At 60.2% G+C, this 17,352-nt stretch carries 18 protein-coding genes; 8 read left to right on the top strand and 10 right to left on the bottom strand.

Annotated elements, in window-relative coordinates:
• Positions 1-130 precede the first annotated feature (130 nt).
• The 5 genes from norR (at position 131) to WHX55_RS04450 (ending at position 4,600) form a co-directional block, all read left to right on the top strand.
• Positions 131-1,681: a nitric oxide reductase transcriptional regulator NorR gene (gene norR / locus WHX55_RS04470; protein WP_353742116.1), complete on the top strand. Its 1,551-nt coding sequence runs from the start codon at positions 131-133 to the stop codon at positions 1,679-1,681.
• A gap of 196 nt (positions 1,682-1,877) precedes the next feature.
• A complete protein-coding gene (locus WHX55_RS04465; protein ID WP_150727370.1) occupies positions 1,878-2,780 on the top strand; it encodes a chemotaxis protein in 903 nt (300 codons plus the stop codon).
• A 27-nt stretch (positions 2,781-2,807) separates the two neighbouring features.
• Positions 2,808-3,266: a GNAT family N-acetyltransferase gene (locus WHX55_RS04460; RefSeq protein WP_150758059.1), complete on the top strand. Its 459-nt coding sequence runs from the start codon at positions 2,808-2,810 to the stop codon at positions 3,264-3,266.
• 174 nt (positions 3,267-3,440) lie between these two features.
• Positions 3,441-3,767, top strand: coding sequence for a hypothetical protein (locus tag WHX55_RS04455; RefSeq protein WP_353742115.1), 327 nt, complete (start codon positions 3,441-3,443; stop codon positions 3,765-3,767).
• A gap of 83 nt (positions 3,768-3,850) precedes the next feature.
• Complete coding sequence (locus WHX55_RS04450; RefSeq protein WP_353742114.1) at positions 3,851-4,600, top strand: YkgJ family cysteine cluster protein; 750 nt, start codon at positions 3,851-3,853, stop codon at positions 4,598-4,600.
• A gap of 143 nt (positions 4,601-4,743) precedes the next feature.
• Here WHX55_RS04450 and WHX55_RS04445 read toward each other — a convergent pair whose 3' ends face one another.
• A complete protein-coding gene (locus WHX55_RS04445; RefSeq protein WP_150727373.1) occupies positions 4,744-5,001 on the bottom strand; it encodes a hypothetical protein in 258 nt (85 codons plus the stop codon).
• Between the two features lie 211 nt (positions 5,002-5,212).
• Between WHX55_RS04445 and WHX55_RS04440 the strand changes: the two genes are divergently transcribed.
• Together WHX55_RS04440 and WHX55_RS04435 are read left to right on the top strand one after the other, a co-directional pair.
• Positions 5,213-6,187: a D-glycerate dehydrogenase gene (locus WHX55_RS04440; RefSeq protein WP_353742113.1), complete on the top strand. Its 975-nt coding sequence runs from the start codon at positions 5,213-5,215 to the stop codon at positions 6,185-6,187.
• Positions 6,188-6,367: 180 nt separating this feature from the next.
• On the top strand, positions 6,368-6,877 hold the full coding sequence (locus WHX55_RS04435; protein WP_150754424.1) for a DUF2165 domain-containing protein: 510 nt from the start codon (positions 6,368-6,370) through the stop codon (positions 6,875-6,877).
• 16 nt (positions 6,878-6,893) lie between these two features.
• On the opposite strand, the gene WHX55_RS04430 is transcribed toward WHX55_RS04435, so the two are convergent.
• Positions 6,894-7,796 (bottom strand): DMT family transporter, encoded by a 903-nt coding sequence (locus WHX55_RS04430; protein ID WP_150754423.1) that lies wholly within the window; start codon positions 7,794-7,796, stop codon positions 6,894-6,896.
• A 151-nt stretch (positions 7,797-7,947) separates the two neighbouring features.
• On the opposite strand from WHX55_RS04430, the gene WHX55_RS04425 reads away from it, so the two are divergent.
• Entirely contained in the window at positions 7,948-8,823 is an 876-nt protein-coding gene (locus WHX55_RS04425) for an AraC family transcriptional regulator (protein WP_150754422.1), read from the top strand.
• 143 nt (positions 8,824-8,966) lie between these two features.
• Here WHX55_RS04425 and WHX55_RS04420 read toward each other — a convergent pair whose 3' ends face one another.
• From WHX55_RS04420 to WHX55_RS04385, 8 genes are all read right to left on the bottom strand, one after another.
• Positions 8,967-11,396 carry a TonB-dependent receptor gene (locus tag WHX55_RS04420; protein ID WP_151214265.1) on the bottom strand — a complete coding sequence of 810 codons (2,430 nt, stop codon included), beginning with the start codon at positions 11,394-11,396 and terminating at the stop codon, positions 8,967-8,969.
• 239 nt (positions 11,397-11,635) lie between these two features.
• Complete coding sequence (locus WHX55_RS04415; RefSeq protein WP_150754420.1) at positions 11,636-12,625, bottom strand: FecR family protein; 990 nt, start codon at positions 12,623-12,625, stop codon at positions 11,636-11,638.
• Positions 12,622-13,194: an RNA polymerase sigma factor gene (locus tag WHX55_RS04410; RefSeq protein ID WP_150754419.1), complete on the bottom strand. Its 573-nt coding sequence runs from the start codon at positions 13,192-13,194 to the stop codon at positions 12,622-12,624. The genes WHX55_RS04415 and WHX55_RS04410 overlap by 4 nt, the downstream gene beginning before the upstream one ends.
• Before the next feature lie 4 nt (positions 13,195-13,198).
• On the bottom strand, positions 13,199-13,525 hold the full coding sequence (locus WHX55_RS04405; protein WP_150727381.1) for a DUF3325 domain-containing protein: 327 nt from the start codon (positions 13,523-13,525) through the stop codon (positions 13,199-13,201).
• Positions 13,526-15,097, bottom strand: coding sequence for a PepSY-associated TM helix domain-containing protein (locus WHX55_RS04400; RefSeq protein ID WP_150754418.1), 1,572 nt, complete (start codon positions 15,095-15,097; stop codon positions 13,526-13,528).
• A complete protein-coding gene (locus WHX55_RS04395) occupies positions 15,094-15,399 on the bottom strand; it encodes a DUF3649 domain-containing protein (RefSeq protein WP_150754417.1) in 306 nt (101 codons plus the stop codon). Before WHX55_RS04395 ends, WHX55_RS04400 begins: the two co-directional genes overlap by 4 nt.
• Before the next feature lie 249 nt (positions 15,400-15,648).
• Positions 15,649-16,056 carry an HPF/RaiA family ribosome-associated protein gene (locus WHX55_RS04390; protein WP_007970346.1) on the bottom strand — a complete coding sequence of 136 codons (408 nt, stop codon included), beginning with the start codon at positions 16,054-16,056 and terminating at the stop codon, positions 15,649-15,651.
• Between the two features lie 214 nt (positions 16,057-16,270).
• Positions 16,271-17,218: a LysR substrate-binding domain-containing protein gene (locus WHX55_RS04385; protein WP_008046773.1), complete on the bottom strand. Its 948-nt coding sequence runs from the start codon at positions 17,216-17,218 to the stop codon at positions 16,271-16,273.
• Positions 17,219-17,352: the final 134 nt, after the last annotated feature.

Here is a 17,352-nt window from a genome sequence, read left to right as displayed (position 1 = left end):
GCTAACGGATTACCCTATGCTTATCAGTTTCCATGCCAACTATTTAATCGTTAAAAATCAATAAGTTAAAAACATAATAGTCATTTAGACACTGCCTGACTTATAGTCATACCGACTACACGGAGTCACTATGACTGCAAAATCCCTGCTCACCGCCCTGCTACCCCTGGTCTCCGACCTGTCCCGCGAACTGCCCGAGGGCGAGCGTTATCGCCGCCTGCTGGAAGCCATGCGCGCCCTGCTCCCGTGCGACGCCGCCGCCCTGCTGCGCCTCGATGGTGAATGGCTGGTGCCGCTGGCCGTCGACGGCTTGAGTACCGATACCCTCGGTCGACGCTTCAAGGTCAGCGAACACCCGCGTTTCGAAGCGCTGCTCAGCGGCCCCGGCCCGACCCGTTTCGCTGCCGATAGCGACTTGCCCGACCCCTATGACGGCCTGGTCGATGGCCTGGATGATCATCTGGAAGTCCACGACTGCATGGGTTGCCCATTGTTCATCGACGAGCGCCCATGGGGCCTGCTGACCCTCGATGCTCTCGACCCGGAGCGCTTCGAACCGATCGAACTGGATGCCCTGCAAGCCTTCGCCAGCCTCGCGGCCGCCACGGTCAACGCCGCCGAACGCATCGAGCGTTTGAACAACCGGGTCGAAGATGAACATCAACGCGCCGAGGTCTACCGCCAGGCCAGCGGCCAGCAGAATCGCGAGATGATTGGCCAGAGCAAGGCCCACAAGCGTCTGGTCGAAGAAATCAGCCTGGTGGGCGGCAGCGACCTGACCGTGTTGATCATCGGCGAAACCGGGGTCGGCAAGGAGTTGGTGGCCCAGGCCATCCATGCCGCCTCACCCCGCGCCGACAAACCGATCATCAGCCTCAACTGCGCCGCGTTGCCCGACACATTGGTGGAAAGCGAGTTGTTCGGCCATGTCCGCGGCGCCTTCACCGGGGCGATGAACGACCGCCGCGGCAAGTTCGAACTGGCCAATGGCGGCACGCTGTTTCTCGATGAGGTCGGTGAGTTGTCGCTGACCGTGCAGGCCAAGTTGCTGCGGGTGCTGCAGAGCGGTCAACTGCAGCGACTGGGCTCGGACCAGGAGCATCAGGTCGACGTGCGCCTGATCGCGGCGACCAACCGCGACCTCGCCGAAGAAGTGCGCAGCGGCCGTTACCGCGCCGACTTCTACCATCGCCTCAGCGTTTATCCGCTGCTGGTGCCGGCCCTGCGCGATCGCGGGCGTGATGTGCTGCTGCTCAGCGGTTACTTCCTGGAGCAGAACCGCTCGCGCATGGGCCTCAACAGCCTGCGCCTGAACAGCGACGCCCAGGCCGCGCTGTTGGCCTACGACTGGCCCGGCAACGTGCGCGAGCTTGAACACTTGATCGGCCGCAGCGCCTTGAAAGCCCTGGGCAATTGCAAGGAGCGGCCAAAGATTCTCAGTTTGAGCGCCGCCGACCTGGACTTGCCCAATGCCAGCGTTGAAGCCGCCGCCGAGCAACCCGTCGCCACCATCACGCAAGCGCTGACCGGCGATTTGCGCGAGGCCACCGAGCGTTATCAGCGCCTATTGATAGGTGCCTGCCTGGAGCGGCACAACAACAATTGGGCAAGCGCGGCCCGTGAGCTAGGCCTGGATCGGGCGAATCTGGGGCGGATGGCTAAAAGGCTCGGCATGAAGTGATGACCCCATCGCGAGCAAGCTCGCTCCCACAGGATGTGTGAACGACGACGATCTAATGTGGGAGCGAGCTTGCTCGCGATGGCGTCTTACTGTTCACCACAATTGTTAAAGCCTGCTCCAAACAAGTCGATAACCCGGCATCGAAGTCATTGGCGATCCCGGGATTGCCCGTCACCTTTTTCCAGAGAAGGTTCCTATGTCCTCCACCAAAGCCCGCGCAGACTCACTTTCGCTTCTGCTGTTTACCTTGCGCAGCGGCAAGCTGATGGCGATCAACCTGCTCAAGGTCAGTGAAATCATTCCCTGCCCGCCGTTGACCAAACTGCCGGAGTCGCACCCCCACGTCAAAGGCATCGCCACCCTGCGCGGCGCCTCGCTGTCGGTGATCGACCTCAGCCGTGCCATTGGCGAGCGTCCGCTGGAAGACCCGAACGGCGGCTGCCTGATCGTCACCGACGTCAGCCGCTCCAAGCAGGGCCTGCACGTGCAGGCCGTGAGCAAGATCGTCCATTGCCTGACCACCGACATCCGCCCTCCACCCTTCGGCTCCGGTGGATTGCGTGCCTACATCACCGGCGTGACGTCGGTCGATGGCACCTTGGTGCAAGTGCTGGACATTGAAAAAGTCATCCACGGCATCGCCCCGGCGCAAATCGAGATGGCGCCAACCGAACTGAGCATGGAAGACGCCGAACTGCTCGGCAACGCGCGCATCCTGGTGGTCGATGACAGCCAGGTCGCCTTGCAGCAATCGGTGCACACCCTGCGCAACCTTGGCCTGCAATGCCATACCGCCCGCAGCGCCAGGGAAGCCATCGACTGCCTGCTGGACCTGCAAGGCACCGCGCAGCAGATCAACCTGATCGTCTCGGACATCGAGATGTCGGAGATGGATGGCTACGCCTTCACCCGCACCCTGCGGGAAACCCCGGATTTCGCGCATCTTTACGTACTGCTGCACACCTCACTGGACAGTGCGATGAACGCCGAGAAAGCACGACTGGCGGGGGCGAACGCGGTGCTGACCAAATTCTCTTCGCCGGAATTGACCCAGTGTCTGATCACCGCGGCCAAGGCTGTCGCCGAACAGGGTTATTGAGTGTTGAACGAAGAATTCTGCTGGCTGATGCGGCGCGACCTCTCTGTCGTCGTGCCGGCCCCCGATTGGCCAACCGGCCTGCAATTGAGCGAGTACCGGCCCGAACTGGGCGCCGCCGTACACCGGTTGATGGAGTTCGGTTATCTCGACGGCGGTGGTCGCGTAGCTGCGCTGGACATGTGGCAACGGCAGTTCGAATCCGATCCGGAATATGACCCGGTCCTGTGCTTCATTGCCCTGGATGCCGAAGAAGTGGTGGGCGTTTGCCAGTGCTGGACCAGTGCCTATATCAAGAACCTGGTGGTACATCCGCGGTTTCAGGGCCGGGGATTGGGGCGTGCGCTGTTGTTGCAGGCGTTCAAGGTGTTCCAGCAGCGGCGTGAAGGTTTCGTAGACCTGAAGGTACGTGAAGACAACCTTCGGGCGCGGCGCTTGTATGAAAGCGTCGGGATGCGTGCGGTCCGCCGGGAGCCGGTTCCGCTCTGACACGACGCCATCGCGAGCAGGCTCGCTCCCACAGGGTTATTTGTCGAACACAGATGTTGTGTACGACATCAATCACTGTGGGAGCGAGCTTGCTCGCGATGGGGCCAGCAAAGTCTCCATCAAACTTTCAGGCATACTCCTGCCTTGGTCATTCAGCCCAAGGAAGCCTGAACCATGAAAGCTGCGCCCCTGATTCTCCTCTGCCTCATCGCCATCGGCACCAAAGCCCACGCCTCCAGCCCCGACGCTTGGGCCACCTACGAAAAAACCGTACTCGCCAGCTGCATCAAGGCCAGTGGCCTGAAGGACAGCAAACCGGTCGGCAACGCCGCGCAGTTCGATGACCGGGTCGGCTACACCGCGCTCCTGCTCCAGGGCCAGTACCCGCAAAAGCACATGAAAGGCGCACAAGGCACCGAGTTGTGCCTGTACAACAAAAAGAGCAAAACCGCGTACGTCGCCGAATGGGACTCCATCCGCCCGGCCGGCAAGGCAAACTGAGTGGCGCATAATTTGCTTCGATAGCGGCTTTTGCGGCGACATTCTGTCGCCGTGTCATGCCCTGTGATGCGAACGAACGCTCGATGAATACAACGTTTTCCTGTGTAGGCTGCGGCAAATGCTGCAATGACCACCATGTGCCCCTGACCCTGAGCGAAGCCCGGATGTGGGCAGCCGACGGTGGTCAGGTGATCGTGCTGGTGGAAGCGTTTCTGGGTAATGGCCTGGGTCTGCCGGTGCAACAACGGGAACACGCTGAACGCCGTTCGGCAGCGGTACGCAGCGGTGAATCCGCGGCGTACGTGGCCATCACTTTCGCCGCCTACAATGTCGGCCCCTGCCGAAATCTTGACGAAGACAACCGCTGCCGCATCTACGAACGCCGGCCGTTGGTGTGCCGTATCTATCCGATGGAAATAAATCCGCACATACCTCTGAACACCGCTGTGAAGGAATGTCCGCCTGAGTCGTGGGAAAAAGGACCGGATCTGATTGTCGGTGGTGAGTTGGTCGACCGGGAATTGTCGGAACTGATCCAGCGCTCCCGTCAGGCGGATCGTGATGACATTCTGATGAAGGACGCGGTTTGTGCGTTGCTGAGGATTCGCACGACGGCCCTGAAGGGCGACGGCTTTACCGCTTATCTTCCGGATATGGCGGAGTTCGCCGCGATCATCGACGACCTGGCCGGGCAAACGTTGCCGCAGTGGGGCAGCGAATGGCGGTTTCATGTGTCGGGGGATGATATTGCGGAGCAAGTGCTGGCCGCCGGTGCGCAAGTGGCGGCGGATGCGCCGGTAAACTACTCGTTTATTTCGTTGCGGGCGGATTGATCCGGGATTTGAGGTGTCTGTTCCGGCCTCATCGCGAGCAGGCTCGCTCCCACAGGATAATGCATTCTTTCATGAGAATGCGATCAAATGTGGGAGCGAGCCTGCTCGCGATGAGGCCAGGTCAAACGCCGCAGCTTGAAGGCCTAGCGCTTACCCATCGACCGCCGAGTCCCCGGTGGCGCCATGCCCGGCGTCTTGGTGTGGCCATTCTTGGCGCCGTTCTTGTACCACGGCTGGTTGGAGCCCTTGGCGGCCGCCAGATCACCCGGCTTGAACGGGAACTTGAAGGCCGGGATTTCGGCTTTGGTTTCGCTGTCGGCGCTGGAGTCGACGCTGTCTGGCAGCTCTGCCTGTGCGTCGCTCAGGGCGTCGGCGACCGGCGGTTGTTTCGGGGAAGTCATGAAAGCTCCGGGTGGTGCATGAAGTGTCGGGCCCGGTGAGCGAGCCGCATGCCACAGTATAAGAAGTGCCGCAGTATAAGAAGTGCCGCAGTATAACTGGATGACGCCCTGCAAGCTGCAAGCTTGCAACGACCGCTGAGCGACTCGCACAAATCCCGTGAAGAATGTTAGCGTGCTCATCATTCTTCACCGCCCGACGAGCCCGCCCCCCATGAAAAAAACTGTCCTGGCATTCAGCCGCGTCACCCCGCAAATGGTCGAACGCCTGCAACAGGATTTCGACGTCATCGTGCCGAATCCGAAAAACGGCGACATCAACGCCCAGTTCAACGAAGCCCTGCCCCATGCCCACGGCCTGATCGGCGTCGGTCGCAAACTCGGTCGTGCGCAGCTGGAGTACGCCGCCAGCCTGGAAGTGGTGTCCAGCGTCTCGGTGGGCTACGACAACTATGACCTGGCCTACTTCAACGAACGCGGGATCATGCTGACCAACACGCCGGATGTGCTCACCGAAAGCACCGCCGACCTGGCGTTTGCCCTGTTGATGAGCAGCGCGCGCCGCGTCGCCGAACTGGATGCCTGGACCAAGGCCGGACAATGGCAAGCCACTGTCGGTGCGCAGCTGTTCGGTTGCGATGTGCATGGCAAGACGTTGGGCATTGTCGGCATGGGCAATATCGGTGCGGCCATCGCCCGACGCGGTCGCCTGGGGTTCAACATGCCGGTCATCTACAGCGGCAACAGCCGCAAGACCGGGCTGGAACAGGAACTCGGCGCACAGTACCGCAGCCTCGATCAATTGCTGTCCGAAGCTGATTTCGTGTGCCTGGTGGTACCGCTCAGCGAGAAGACCAAACACCTCATCAGCCATCGCGAGCTGGCGCTGATGAAGCCGGGCGCGATACTGGTGAACATCTCCCGTGGCCCGGTGGTGGACGAGCCGGCGCTGATCGAAGCGCTGCAAAACAACCGCATTCGTGGTGCCGGGCTGGACGTGTACGAAAAAGAACCGCTGGCCGAGTCACCACTGTTCCAGCTGAAAAACGCCGTGACCTTGCCGCACATCGGCTCGGCCACCCATGAAACCCGCGATGCAATGGCCAACCGTGCCCTGGCCAACTTGCGCAGCGCCCTGTTGGGCGAGCGACCGCAGGACCTGGTCAACCCGCAAGTCTGGAAGGGTTAACGCAAAACAGGCAGGTGTAACAAGCGCCTGCCTGTTTAATACAAAAAAACTCACTTTCCTTATTAAACAACTTTCTGAATACACACCCTGCAACTCAGTCAGCAGCCAAACAACAAAACCACGCGATAGACTCTCCTTGTTTACCTTGGCACTACGGGATCAACAACGGAGATCACCAACTTGAACCCATTCACAACAAGTCAAGTCATTCGACTCAGCAAAGTCATACTAATGTTGTTCATTAGTCTCTTTGGATTGCTAATGCTATATAACAACTTCATGGATTACTCGACAAATTATCAATACATTAGCCACATCCTGAGCATGGACACCACCAATGATCAGAACAAATACAGACACAGAGCTATTACTTCCACCATACTTCACCACCGCATTTACTGGCTGATCATTACACTTGAAGTGATCTACACCCTATGCTGCCTACTCGGAACCTATTACCTTTACAAAAACATCAACTCCAGCCCCGAACAATTTCACGAAGCTAAAAAACCTGCACTAATCGGATTATTGACTGCCATTTTTCTTTATTACGTCGGCTTTCAAACAATCGGTACCGAATGGTTCAACATGGATGAGTCGAAAACCTGGAACTACAATGACAGGGCTGGACACATCGTTGATTTCATCTTTCCGCTATTGATATACGTCGCGATGAAAATCGAGCGCTGAGTCACTCAGCACTGCCTCAGGCCAGCTTGCCGTTGCCCAGCACTTGCGGCATTTTCGGTTTGCGAAACACCAGTACGTTACCCAACATCACCAATACCAGCCCCAACAGTGCCGGCACCGTCCATTGATAGCCCTCGACGAACGCTGACACGTTGAGCGCCACCACCGGGAACAGCACCGTGCAGTACGCAGCCCGCTCAGGCCCCATGCGGCCGACCAGAGTCAAGTAAGCGGTGAAACCGATCACCGATCCCGGAATCACCAGGTACAACAGTGACCCGATGTAACGCGCGCTCATTTCCATGTCGAAGGGAATGCCTTTGACCAGGCACCACACCGTGAGCATCGCCGCCCCGTAAGCCATGCCCCAGGCATTGGTGGTCAGCGGCTTGAGACCGACCTTCTGTTGCAGGCTCGAAAGCATGTTGCCCGCCGAGAAACACAAGGTACCGCACAGGGCCAGACCGAGACCGAGCAAGGTTTCCGGGCTGGCGGTATGCCCGGCCAGCTCCGGCCAGAACAGCAGGCCCAGCCCAAGCAGGCCCAACGCGCCGCCCATCAATACGTTGCGAGCGATTTTCTGACCGAAAAACACTCGCGCATTGAGGGCATTCCACAGGGTGGCGGTAGAAAACACCACGGCCACCAGACCGCTGGGGATCCATTGGCTCGCGGTGAGGAAGCACATGAAGTTGACGCAGAACAGGCACAGCCCCTGAGCCAGGCAGATCAGGTGCCCGCGACGGTTCATCACTTGCAGGCGCCGGCTGAGCAGCAGGATCACGAACAGCACCAGCGCGGCGAGGCCGAAGCGATAGACGATCGACACGGGAATGGCCACCACGCCCAGTTGCCATTTCAAGGCAATCCAGGTGGTGCCCCAGATCAGCACGGTCAGCAGGTACAAAGAAAGGTTCATGACTAAGGCTCCTCGATAGGAGCCCAGTGTCCGGCGCTACGCCCTGGCTCACTTGCATAAACTTGCGCTTTTGTCTGGCGGCAGGCTGGCAGGCACGCGTCTACGGAGTAGGATGCAAGGCGTTGGATGCAGGTGTTAGAGAGCAACGATCATGGCGGCACTGGATACCCTACAAGTCTTTCAAGCCCTCAACCGCTCGCCCAATGCTCGCCTGGAGCACAGCGCCGAGCTCGGTGACGGCTTGTCTGCAGCCTTGTGGAGCAATCACCACGATGCCCAGGAATACGAAGCGCCCAGCCACCACACGTTGTCCTGTTACATCGCCGGCGGCACCGGCACCTTTCGCCGCGACCAGCCCGACAACAAGGGTGGCCCGGACAAACTGTGCATCCTCCCGGCCGATCACCAGTCAGGCTGGGTGATCAATGGCGATATTCGCCTGGCACACCTGTATTTCAGCCCCGAACAATTTGCCCTCGGCTGCGTCACCCTGCTCGATCGCGAACCACGGGAAATGCAACTGCGCGAGCAGACCTTTCTTGATGATCCGCAGCAGGCGCTGCGCTTTCGGCAGTTGATCACCTTGAACTGGGACGAGCCGGGCGAGCGCCTGCTCACCAGCAGCTTGGCTCACGAACTGCTCAGCCATGCCCTGCTCAGCCAAGTGAATGTGCGTCAGGGCCTGCGCCTTAAAGGCGGGTTGGCCGCGCATCAGCGTCGTCATCTGGCGGAGTTCATCGACAGCCACCTGGACGAGGCCATCAGCCTGGGTCAATTGGCGGCGCTGTGCGCGTTGTCGGAATACCATTTCGCGCGGATGTTCCGCGAAAGCTTCGGCTTGCCACCCCACCAGTACGTGCTGGCGCGGCGCCTTGACCGGGCGCGGGAGTTGCTGCGTACGACCTCGCAGCCACTGGGGGAGATTGCACTGGCTTGCGGCTTCTCCAGTGCCAGCCATTTCACCAACCGCTTTCGCCAGACACTTGGCGGGACGCCCGGTGAGTATCGGCAGGCGTTTTTGCGCTAGATCCGGGATTTTCGGCGCCTTTCAGGGCGCCATCGCGAGCAGGCTCGCTCCCACAAGGTTTGGCGGTGCTCACCTGTTTTTTGATCACCTTATTCCCCTGTGGGAGCGAGCCTGCTCGCGAAGAACGATGACGCGGTCTGTCGTCAGAACTCCAGCGTGCTGGACAACGAAATCTGCCGCGAATCCCCCATCGAAACAAAGAACCGACTCGCCGCCGAGGTGTAGTAGGTGCGGTCGAACAGGTTCTTCACGTTGAGCTGAAACTTGACCTTCTGCCCTTCGACTTTGGTGTCGTAGGTGGCGAACGCATCGGCCACGGTGTAGCTCGGCAGGTCGAAATCGTTCACCGCGTTGCCCGCGCGCTCGCCCACATAACGCGCCCCGGCGCCGACACGCAGCTGATCACCGCCAATGACGCTGCCGAAGTCATAGACGGCCGACAACGAGCCGCTGTTCTTCGCCACGTTTTGCAGTTGATTGCCTTGGTAAACCGGGTCTTCGGTGACCTCGGCATCGGTGTAGGCGTAGCTGCCGATCATGCTCCAGCGATCGCTGAGCTGACCGCTCAAATCCACTTCCAGGCCACGGGAACGCACTTCACCGGCGGCACTGTAAATCGTGGTCGGGCCTTCGGCGTTGGCCACCAGCACGTTGCGTTTCTTGATGTCGAACAGCGCGATGTTGCCGGTGACGCGGCCCGGCAGATCGAGCTTGGCACCCAGCTCCCAGGACTTGGCTTCCTCCGGTGCGATGCCGCCGTCAAGCACGGTACTGCTGCCGCTCAGGGGCGCGATGGTCGAGTTGGGTTTGAACGACTCGGTGTAGCTGCCATAGAACGACAAGGCATCGGTGTATTTGTACACAAGGCCCGCGCGCGGTACCCATTTCTGCCCGTTGCTGTCGGTGTTGGCGTGGAATGGCACGCCTTTGCCGGCGTACTGGTCGTAGGCTTGGAAACGCGCGCCAGCCACCAGAATCCACTTATCAGTGAGGTGGATGGAATCCTGCAGGAAGACCGAATCGCTGCGCAGTTCATCGGTCTGCGCGCTGTCGGCCGCACTGACGGTGGTGCCCGCCACTTCCCGACCATAGACCGGATTGACGTAACTGAATGTGGTCAGGCTTTTCTGGCGGATCAGGTCTTCGCGATAAATCTTGCGGTATTCGTCATCGACGCCGAACAGCAGGTCGTGCTGCATGCCGAGCACATTCACATTGCCTTCGAGGCTGGCGGTGGTGAAACGATCGGTGCTGATCGCATTCTGGGTGCCGTCCATGCTGCGGGTCAGGGTGCCCTTTTTGGTGTCGATGGCGGTCACGCGCACCTGGCTGGCGTCGTAGGTTTCGCGGTTCCAGCTGTAGCCGAAATGGGCTTTCCAGTTGTCGTTGAGTTCGTGATCGGCCTCGAAGTGATAGAGGTCCGAGCGCCCTTCCATGTTGTTGAACGGCTCGTCGAGACGCTCGTTGCGCGAGATGTCCAGCGGATGGTTGGTGCGTGGATCGATCAGCGTGCCACGGTCGAATGGTGTGAGGAATTCGCGGTGTTCATAGGAGAACAGCACGCTGGTGCTTTCGCCGTACCAGGCCAGCGACGGCGCGATCAGGCTCTCGCGATGCACACCGAAGTTGCGCCAGTAATCTTCGTCTTCGTAGTCCAGCACCATGCGGTAGGCCAACCCGGAATCGCCGAGGGCACCAGTGCTGTCGAGACCGCCGCCGCTGCCGTTCTTGCCGTCGCCATAGCTCGAGCCGCGCGCGGTCAGTGCGTTGTACTGCTCAAGCTCAGGCTTCTTGCTGACCATGTTGACCACGCCGCCCGGATCCTGAATGCCATAGAGCAACGAGGCCGGCCCTTTGAGCACTTCGACCCGGTCCACGCTGGCGTTGAGGCCACGCCCCTGCACGATCGGCATGCCGTCGCGCATGATCGAGCCGTTACGGTTGTCGCCAAAGCCGCGGACCATCACTGAGTCCTGGGTGCTGCCCAAAGTGTTGGCCTGGGTGATGCCGCTGACATTGGCCAGGGCGTCATCGAGATTGCGCGGCGCCTGGTCGCGGATGACCTGGGCCGGGACGACGTTGATCGTCTGCGGGATGTCCTGAATCGGGGCCGAGGAGCGCATCACCGAAGAGGTCGGTGGCGGCTGGTAGCTCATGGAGTCATCCATCGACGAGGTGATGGTGGTTGCGCCCAGGTTCAACGCACCTTCAGTCGTCCGTGGCTCCAGTGCAATGGTGTGGCCGTCGGTGCGACGGAAGGTCAAACCCGAACCGGTGAGCAGTCGTTGCAGGGCCTGTTCGGCGCTCATCTGGCCATTAATGGCCGGCGCATTGAGACCATACGGCGCTTCATCGGTGTAGACCACGCTGATGCCGGTCACCCGGCTGAAATCACTCAGGGCCTGGGGCATCGGTTTGGCGGCCAGCGCGAAGTTGAATTGCCCACGCGACTGGCTACTACCCACCTCTGCGGCCAGCGCCACGCTCAGCGGCAACAACGCCAATGCCGAAAAGCTCAACGCAGACACACCCAACCATTGTTTGACCGACCCCGATTTTGCCCTGGACTTCATGACTCATGACCTGTGTAGAACCGCAACGGATGCGAATGACTCGCAGTTTCAGTCACTACACGGATGGCAATCGGGTTTACCTCAGCAAAAATTTGAAAATATTTTTATTCAGGGTGATGTGGTGTTTGAACTGGCCCCTTCGCGAGCAGGCTCGCTCCCACAGGGTTATGTGTTGCCCCAATTTGGAGGCCGACTCAAAACCTGTGGGAGCGAGCCTGCTCGCGAAGAGGTCAGTCGCCTCAACGCAAAATAATCAGCTGCCCCAAAACCTGATGCTGCTCAAACCCCAACACCCCCTGCAACGAACTCAACACCGCCTGCGGGTTCCTGCTCGGAAAGCTGCCACTGACCCGACGCGTCGCCAGTTCATCGTTGAGTATCACGATCCGACCGGGGTAATAGCGCGCCAAATCCTGCACCACATCCGCCAACGTCGCCTTGTAGTAATTGAGCCAGCCCTGGCGCCATGCCAACTGCGCTTCGCTGTCCACCGCGTGGAGTGTTTGCGCCGAGCCTTCGCCGTAGGCCACTTGCTGGCCGGCAGTGAGAATTTGCTGCTCGGCGTTCTGGTCCGCTGTCACGCCAACCCGTCCCGACAGCACCGTGACCTGTGCACCGTGGGGCTGCAAACGGACTTCGAACTGCGTACCCAGAACCCGCGCCTGCCCTTTCTCGGCGTCCACCACAAATGGCTCGCCGGTGTGGGTGACGCTGAAAAAACCGGCGCCGCGACGCAGTTGCACATGCCGCTCACCGCGACTGAAATCCACGGCGATGGCGCTGTCGGCATCCAGTGTCACCTGCGACTGATCGGCCAAGGTGACGGTGCGGATTTCCCCCGGTGCCGAGACGTAATCCGCCCCCAGGTCATCCATCCAGCGCATCGGCTTCAAACCTGTGCCGAGACTGATCATCAACAGCAGGCACGCGGCCATCGCCAGCGCACCGGACCAGCGCCCGACCGTGCTGCGCCGCGGTTTGTCCATGGCGTTGAGATAGCCCTGCAAGGCAAAAGCGTCTTCCTTGGCGAGCGTGCGCGCCGGCCCTTCGCTCAACTCCCACAAGACCTGCACCTGGGCATACGCCTCGGCATGGGCGGGGTCGGCCTGCAACCATTGGCTGAACGTCGCTTGGTCAGCGCTGCTGGGTTGGTCATGCAACAGGCTCAGCCAGGCCAGCGCGGCCTGCTCCTGCGCGGGCGTCGGGGTAACGCGTTCGAAGTGGTTCACGGTGCTTTCCCTGGCGTGCGCGTTTCGGGTTCCCGAAGGCTGGCCTTACAGGCTTCGAGGGCGCGCATCATATGTTTTTCCACGGCACTTTGGGACAAGCCCATGGCCTTGGCGATCTCGGCGTATTTGCGACCGTGAATGCGATTGAGCAAGAAGATCTGCCGCGTGCGCTCCGGCAAGGCGCGCAACGCGGCTTCGACGTGGCGCAAATCGTTGCCCGCCTCCAGCGCCGCTTGCGGTCCACAGCCATGGCTGTCCGGTGGCTCCACCATCAAGCCTTCGCTGGCCCGGACCCGCGTGCCTTCACTGCGCAAGTGGTCGATGGCGATGTTGCCGGCGCAGCGCAACAGGTAGGTGCTGAGCTCCTCGACTTGCACCAGCGGCCGCCGCCAGAAACGCAGGAACAAATCCTGTACCAGGTCGGCCGCCGTCGCCCGGCAACCGACGCGCCGACTCACCAGCGCTTCCATTTGCGAACGCTGGGAGAGAAACACCTGGAGAAAATGCGCACGGTCTCCGCGCTGTTGATCACCCTCGATATCGCGGGGTTCGGGGGGGAGAGTGATCATCGATTCAACACTGCGCAAACACGGCAATCGGACTGGCCAGCAGGCTCAGCCCGGCCAGAGACAAGGCCAGACGCGGACGGTAGGGAATCAGCAAAACCAGCAACAATGCACTGAGCATCAACAGGCCGAACCACTGAACCAGGCCCAATCCCCAGCCTGCCGCCACCACTGCCGCCCACAACGACAGACTCAGCGAAAGCCAGCCAAGCAGTTTCAGGCCCAGACGCCGACGCTGTGTCGGTTTATGCCCCAGCAGTTCGGCGTGATGCCGGTCCATCGATAAACACAGCGCGGCAAAACCGGCATAACAAAGCAACGCGGCGAGCAACATTCAGTTCGCCTCCCGTTCGAGCGCCATCGATCGCGGGCGTTTTGTGCCGACGGCTTGAGCCATTTCCGAGCTGCGTATTTTCCAGGCTGCCCAGGCGAAAAACAGGCCGCTGACCAGGCATGCCAGATCGAACCCGGCCATGGCCCAATCGCTCTGCGCCAGCGACACCCCCAGGTGATACTGTGTCGTCAGGGCGTTCAACAGCGGCACTGCACCAAACAGCAACGCCGCCAACGCCAGTTGCTCGACCCAGGCCGCCCGGCCTCGGCGGAGCATGGCGTGCAGCAGGCTCAAGCCCCAGACGATGAAGAAGCCGTTGACCTCCCAATCCGAGCGTCCGGTCATGGTCACCGGCAACAATCGATTGGCCCAGAAGAACGCCGCCACCGCGAGCATCAGCCCCGACATGCTGGCGATGTTCAGCACCTCCACCAGCCTTAGCTCGAAAGGCATCACAGCGCTTTTGGCATGCTTGAGTTGACGTTTGCCGAGCCAGATCACCAGCCCGGTACCGATCATGGCCGTACCGGCCAGACCACACATGAAGTACATCCAGCGCAACACCGGGCTGGCGAAATGGCCCATGTGCAGACCGAAGAACCCGCCGGCGATTGCAACAGGCAACGAGCGCTCCAGCATCGCCTCCAGCTGCTTACCCGTTACGCCATTGAAGGACACGGTGCGGCCGAAATCGTGGCCCACACGGTCGGCCCCGTCGAACTGCATCACCACCGAAGCATTGGCGTCGCCGGGGTGGTTCACCGTCACCTCGGCAATCCGGCCACTTGGCCGAAGTCGGTTTGCCTGCTCCAGCAACGGCGCCAAAGGCATCAACAGACCGGAACTGCCGACGGCTGACGGGACTTCGGACTCGGGAATCGCCTCTCGATAAAACGTCTGGGCATCGCCCTTGTACCTGGCCTCAATCCCTGCCGGCATTACCATCATCATGAACATCACCAGACTGCTGTAGGTGATCATCAAGTGAAACGGCAACACCAGCACGCCCACCACGTAGTGCCCGTCGAGCCAGGAACGCCGCCCCTTGCGCGGGCGGAAGGTGAAGAAGTCCTTGAAGATTTTCTTGTGGGTGATGATGCCGCTGATCAGTGCCACAAACATCAACATGGCAGCGACAGTCGCCAACCAGCGCCCCCACGGATAGGGCATTTGCAACTCGAAGTGGAAGCGATAGAAGAACTCGCCGCCCATCGTCTCGCGGGGGTGCACTTCGGTGCCGGTTAGCGGGTCGAGCAATTGTTCGCGGTGTTGGCCGGGCTTGTCCGCTGCCGGTTCCCAGTGCACTGATAAACCCGGCCGCCGGGCGCTGGGCAACTCGATCAACCAACGTGAGGCGCCTGCGGCGTGTTGCTCAAGATAGTGTTGAGCCACGGTCAAACTGGTTTCGGCGGACACGGAACGAACCGGGATCTCCGGCTGCATCCAGTGGCTGGTTTCACTTTTGAAATAGGCCAGCGTGCCAGTCAGGAAAATCGCAAACAGCAACCAGCCGAAAATCAGCCCGGCCCAGGTGTGCAACCAGGCCATCGCCTGGCGAAAGCCCTCTTTCATGAACGACCCACCCCGTACGCCAACCCGAGCACCGCTGCCAGCATCAAACCCGGCACCATCACGCCGAACCAGGCTCGCCACGCACTGCCGCAGGCAAAGCACCAGATAACGGCCAGCAAGTACACCAGAAACGAGGTCATCATCCCGATCACCACCGCTTCAGCGCGACTGACAGGCAGCCAAAGGCTGAGGCTGACACCGGCCAGCGCCGCGACGAGGTAACCGCCAAATACGGCAGCGAGCACCCGCGACGCGACCGCCAATCGGTAGGAAACGGGAAGTGTGCGGGGTTTGGCGTTCATGTTTCGACCTGGAAACCGGATGAGGCCACGACAGCGTCAGGGGGCCGGCAAGGACGCAATATTAATGATAAATATTCTCATACGCAAAGGGAGCGGATGAATCCCTCTATTACCCCGGTTGGTTGCGGCGCAAACCCGGCTGTCTCCACAGCGCATGCCAATCGCCATGGGATCCAAAAGCCGCCCAAAACAAAACGGGCCTGCAATGCAGGCCCGTTTTCATGGGAAGGTAAAAAAGTGAATCAGGTGTCAGCCGTTAAGCGCTGCCTGTTCGTTCTCAAGAAACTCTTCTTCCAGCAGCTGGTCGGCATGGGCGCCACTCTCGATGGGCACCACATTGGCTCGTTTGCCGCGTAATTTGCCGAACATATGCTCCAGCGCATGTTCAAGTTTGGTGGCCGCTCCGTCGATCGCCTGCTCCATGGTGGAGGCTTTATGGGTGACGGAAACCGGTTGATGGCCTTTTGGCCGCGCCTCCAGTTGGCAGCGCATGTCGTGGGGACCCGGCTTGTCGCCGTTCTCGTCCCGCAGGTGAACCTCGACTCGTGTCAGGTCCTCTTCGTAGCGTTCGAGCGTGCTCTCAATGGTCGTACGTACCCACTCCTCCAGTCGTTTACTGCCTTGAATATGGTTATCGCTATTGACTTGGATTTGCATAGTTCATCCCTTATTTCAGCTAGCTCGCGAGAGGCCGGTCAGCTAAGCCCTTGGGCGTCATCACCGTGACCTCTTACTTACACAATCGGTCTGTACGCTGAACAATTCAACCCCCTAAAAAAGATAAATTTTCAATCGCAAAAAAAGCCGGACAACCGGTAAAAGCGCTGTTAAGGTCGGGAGTTGGGTCGCCCTGCTCTTACGTAATAATTGCTCACATTTGCCGCTCCCCCAACGGGTGCAGGCTGCGAAAAGCACCCGCCTCCTCCACCAACCAATCGTGCACCGCGCGCACACCCGGATGGCTCAACGCCCCCGGTGCGTAAAGCAGCATGTAGCGCTTGTGATTGGGCACCGCCAGGCCAAACGGCACGATCAAAGCACCACGCTCCAACTCATCATTGAGCAAGGTACGACGCGCAATCGCCACGCCCATGCCGGCGATGGCCGCTTCGATGGTCAAGTGATTGCGATTGAAGGTATGGCCACGTCGCACATCCGCGCCCTCGAAGCCGATGGCATTGAGGTAAAACTCCCATTCCGCGTACTCATAGCTGCCGCGCCAGGCGGTGATGTCGTGCAGCAAGGGAAAGTGCATCAGGTCTGCCGGACCGTGCAGCGGCGGACGACCACGCAACAGGCTCGGCGCGCACACCGGAAAAATCTGTTCATCCAGCAAGGCTGTGGATAACAGGCCCGGATAGCTGCCGTCGTTCAGGTCGATCGCCAGGTCGAAGTCACCTTCATGCAACGGCACGCTGCTGTCCTCGGCCACCAGGCGCAACTGGATGTCCGGAAAGCGCTGCTGCAAACGCGGCAGGCGCGGCGTCAGCCATTTGCTCAGGAACGACGGAATCGAACGCACTCGCAGAATCCCGCTGATCATGCCCGCATCCAGTCGTCGCAATTCCGCGTCGATGCTGCCAAAGGCCTCGTTGACGGTAATGGCCAGGCGCTGGCCCTCAGCGCTCAGCTCCACCCCGCGGGCGCGGCGATGAAACAGGCGAAAGCCCAGGCGTTCTTCCAGCTGGCGGATCTGCTGGCTGACCGCCCCCGGTGTGATGTGCAGTTCTTCGGCGCATCGGGTGAACGACAGGTGCCGCGCGGCACAGGCAAACACGTTCAGCCAGACATACGTCTGGGCGTGTAATTGACGGCTCATCGTTTAGTCCTGCTAAAGGATGTCTTAGGAATTTTCGTTGGTCACGCAGGACCGTGACAGGCAGTATCGCCCAAATTGCGCTTGTCCTACAGAAATGGCAGCGATTTCCCTTCCATTGCATGTACAGGCTTTAG

This window comes from Pseudomonas fluorescens (genome assembly GCF_040448305.1).
GTDB lineage: Bacteria > Pseudomonadota > Gammaproteobacteria > Pseudomonadales > Pseudomonadaceae > Aquipseudomonas > Aquipseudomonas fluorescens_BH.
This window is presented reverse-complemented; position numbering and strand designations above follow the sequence as displayed.

Bases quoted from the DNA above. Each gene is read 5' to 3' on its own strand.
- WHX55_RS04385 (WP_008046773.1), bottom strand. From the start codon at position 17,218: ATGAGCCGTCAATTACACGCCCAGACGTATGTCTGGCTGAACGTGTTT.
- WHX55_RS04445 (WP_150727373.1), bottom strand. From the start codon at position 5,001: ATGACTTCCCCGAAACAACCGCCGGTCGCCGACGCCCTGAGCGACGCA.
- WHX55_RS04405 (WP_150727381.1), bottom strand. From the start codon at position 13,525: ATGTTGCTCGCCGCGTTGCTTTGTTATGCCGGTTTTGCCGCGCTGTGT.
- WHX55_RS04465 (WP_150727370.1), top strand. From the start codon at position 1,878: ATGTCCTCCACCAAAGCCCGCGCAGACTCACTTTCGCTTCTGCTGTTT.
- WHX55_RS04395 (WP_150754417.1), bottom strand. From the start codon at position 15,399: ATGAACGCCAAACCCCGCACACTTCCCGTTTCCTACCGATTGGCGGTC.
- norR (WP_353742116.1), top strand. From the start codon at position 131: ATGACTGCAAAATCCCTGCTCACCGCCCTGCTACCCCTGGTCTCCGAC.
- WHX55_RS04455 (WP_353742115.1), top strand. From the start codon at position 3,441: ATGAAAGCTGCGCCCCTGATTCTCCTCTGCCTCATCGCCATCGGCACC.
- WHX55_RS04390 (WP_007970346.1), bottom strand. From the start codon at position 16,056: ATGCAAATCCAAGTCAATAGCGATAACCATATTCAAGGCAGTAAACGA.
- WHX55_RS04410 (WP_150754419.1), bottom strand. From the start codon at position 13,194: ATGATCACTCTCCCCCCCGAACCCCGCGATATCGAGGGTGATCAACAG.
- WHX55_RS04420 (WP_151214265.1), bottom strand. From the start codon at position 11,396: ATGAAGTCCAGGGCAAAATCGGGGTCGGTCAAACAATGGTTGGGTGTG.
- WHX55_RS04450 (WP_353742114.1), top strand. From the start codon at position 3,851: ATGAATACAACGTTTTCCTGTGTAGGCTGCGGCAAATGCTGCAATGAC.
- WHX55_RS04430 (WP_150754423.1), bottom strand. From the start codon at position 7,796: ATGAACCTTTCTTTGTACCTGCTGACCGTGCTGATCTGGGGCACCACC.
- WHX55_RS04400 (WP_150754418.1), bottom strand. From the start codon at position 15,097: ATGAAAGAGGGCTTTCGCCAGGCGATGGCCTGGTTGCACACCTGGGCC.
- WHX55_RS04440 (WP_353742113.1), top strand. From the start codon at position 5,213: ATGAAAAAAACTGTCCTGGCATTCAGCCGCGTCACCCCGCAAATGGTC.
- WHX55_RS04425 (WP_150754422.1), top strand. From the start codon at position 7,948: ATGGCGGCACTGGATACCCTACAAGTCTTTCAAGCCCTCAACCGCTCG.
- WHX55_RS04460 (WP_150758059.1), top strand. From the start codon at position 2,808: ATGCGGCGCGACCTCTCTGTCGTCGTGCCGGCCCCCGATTGGCCAACC.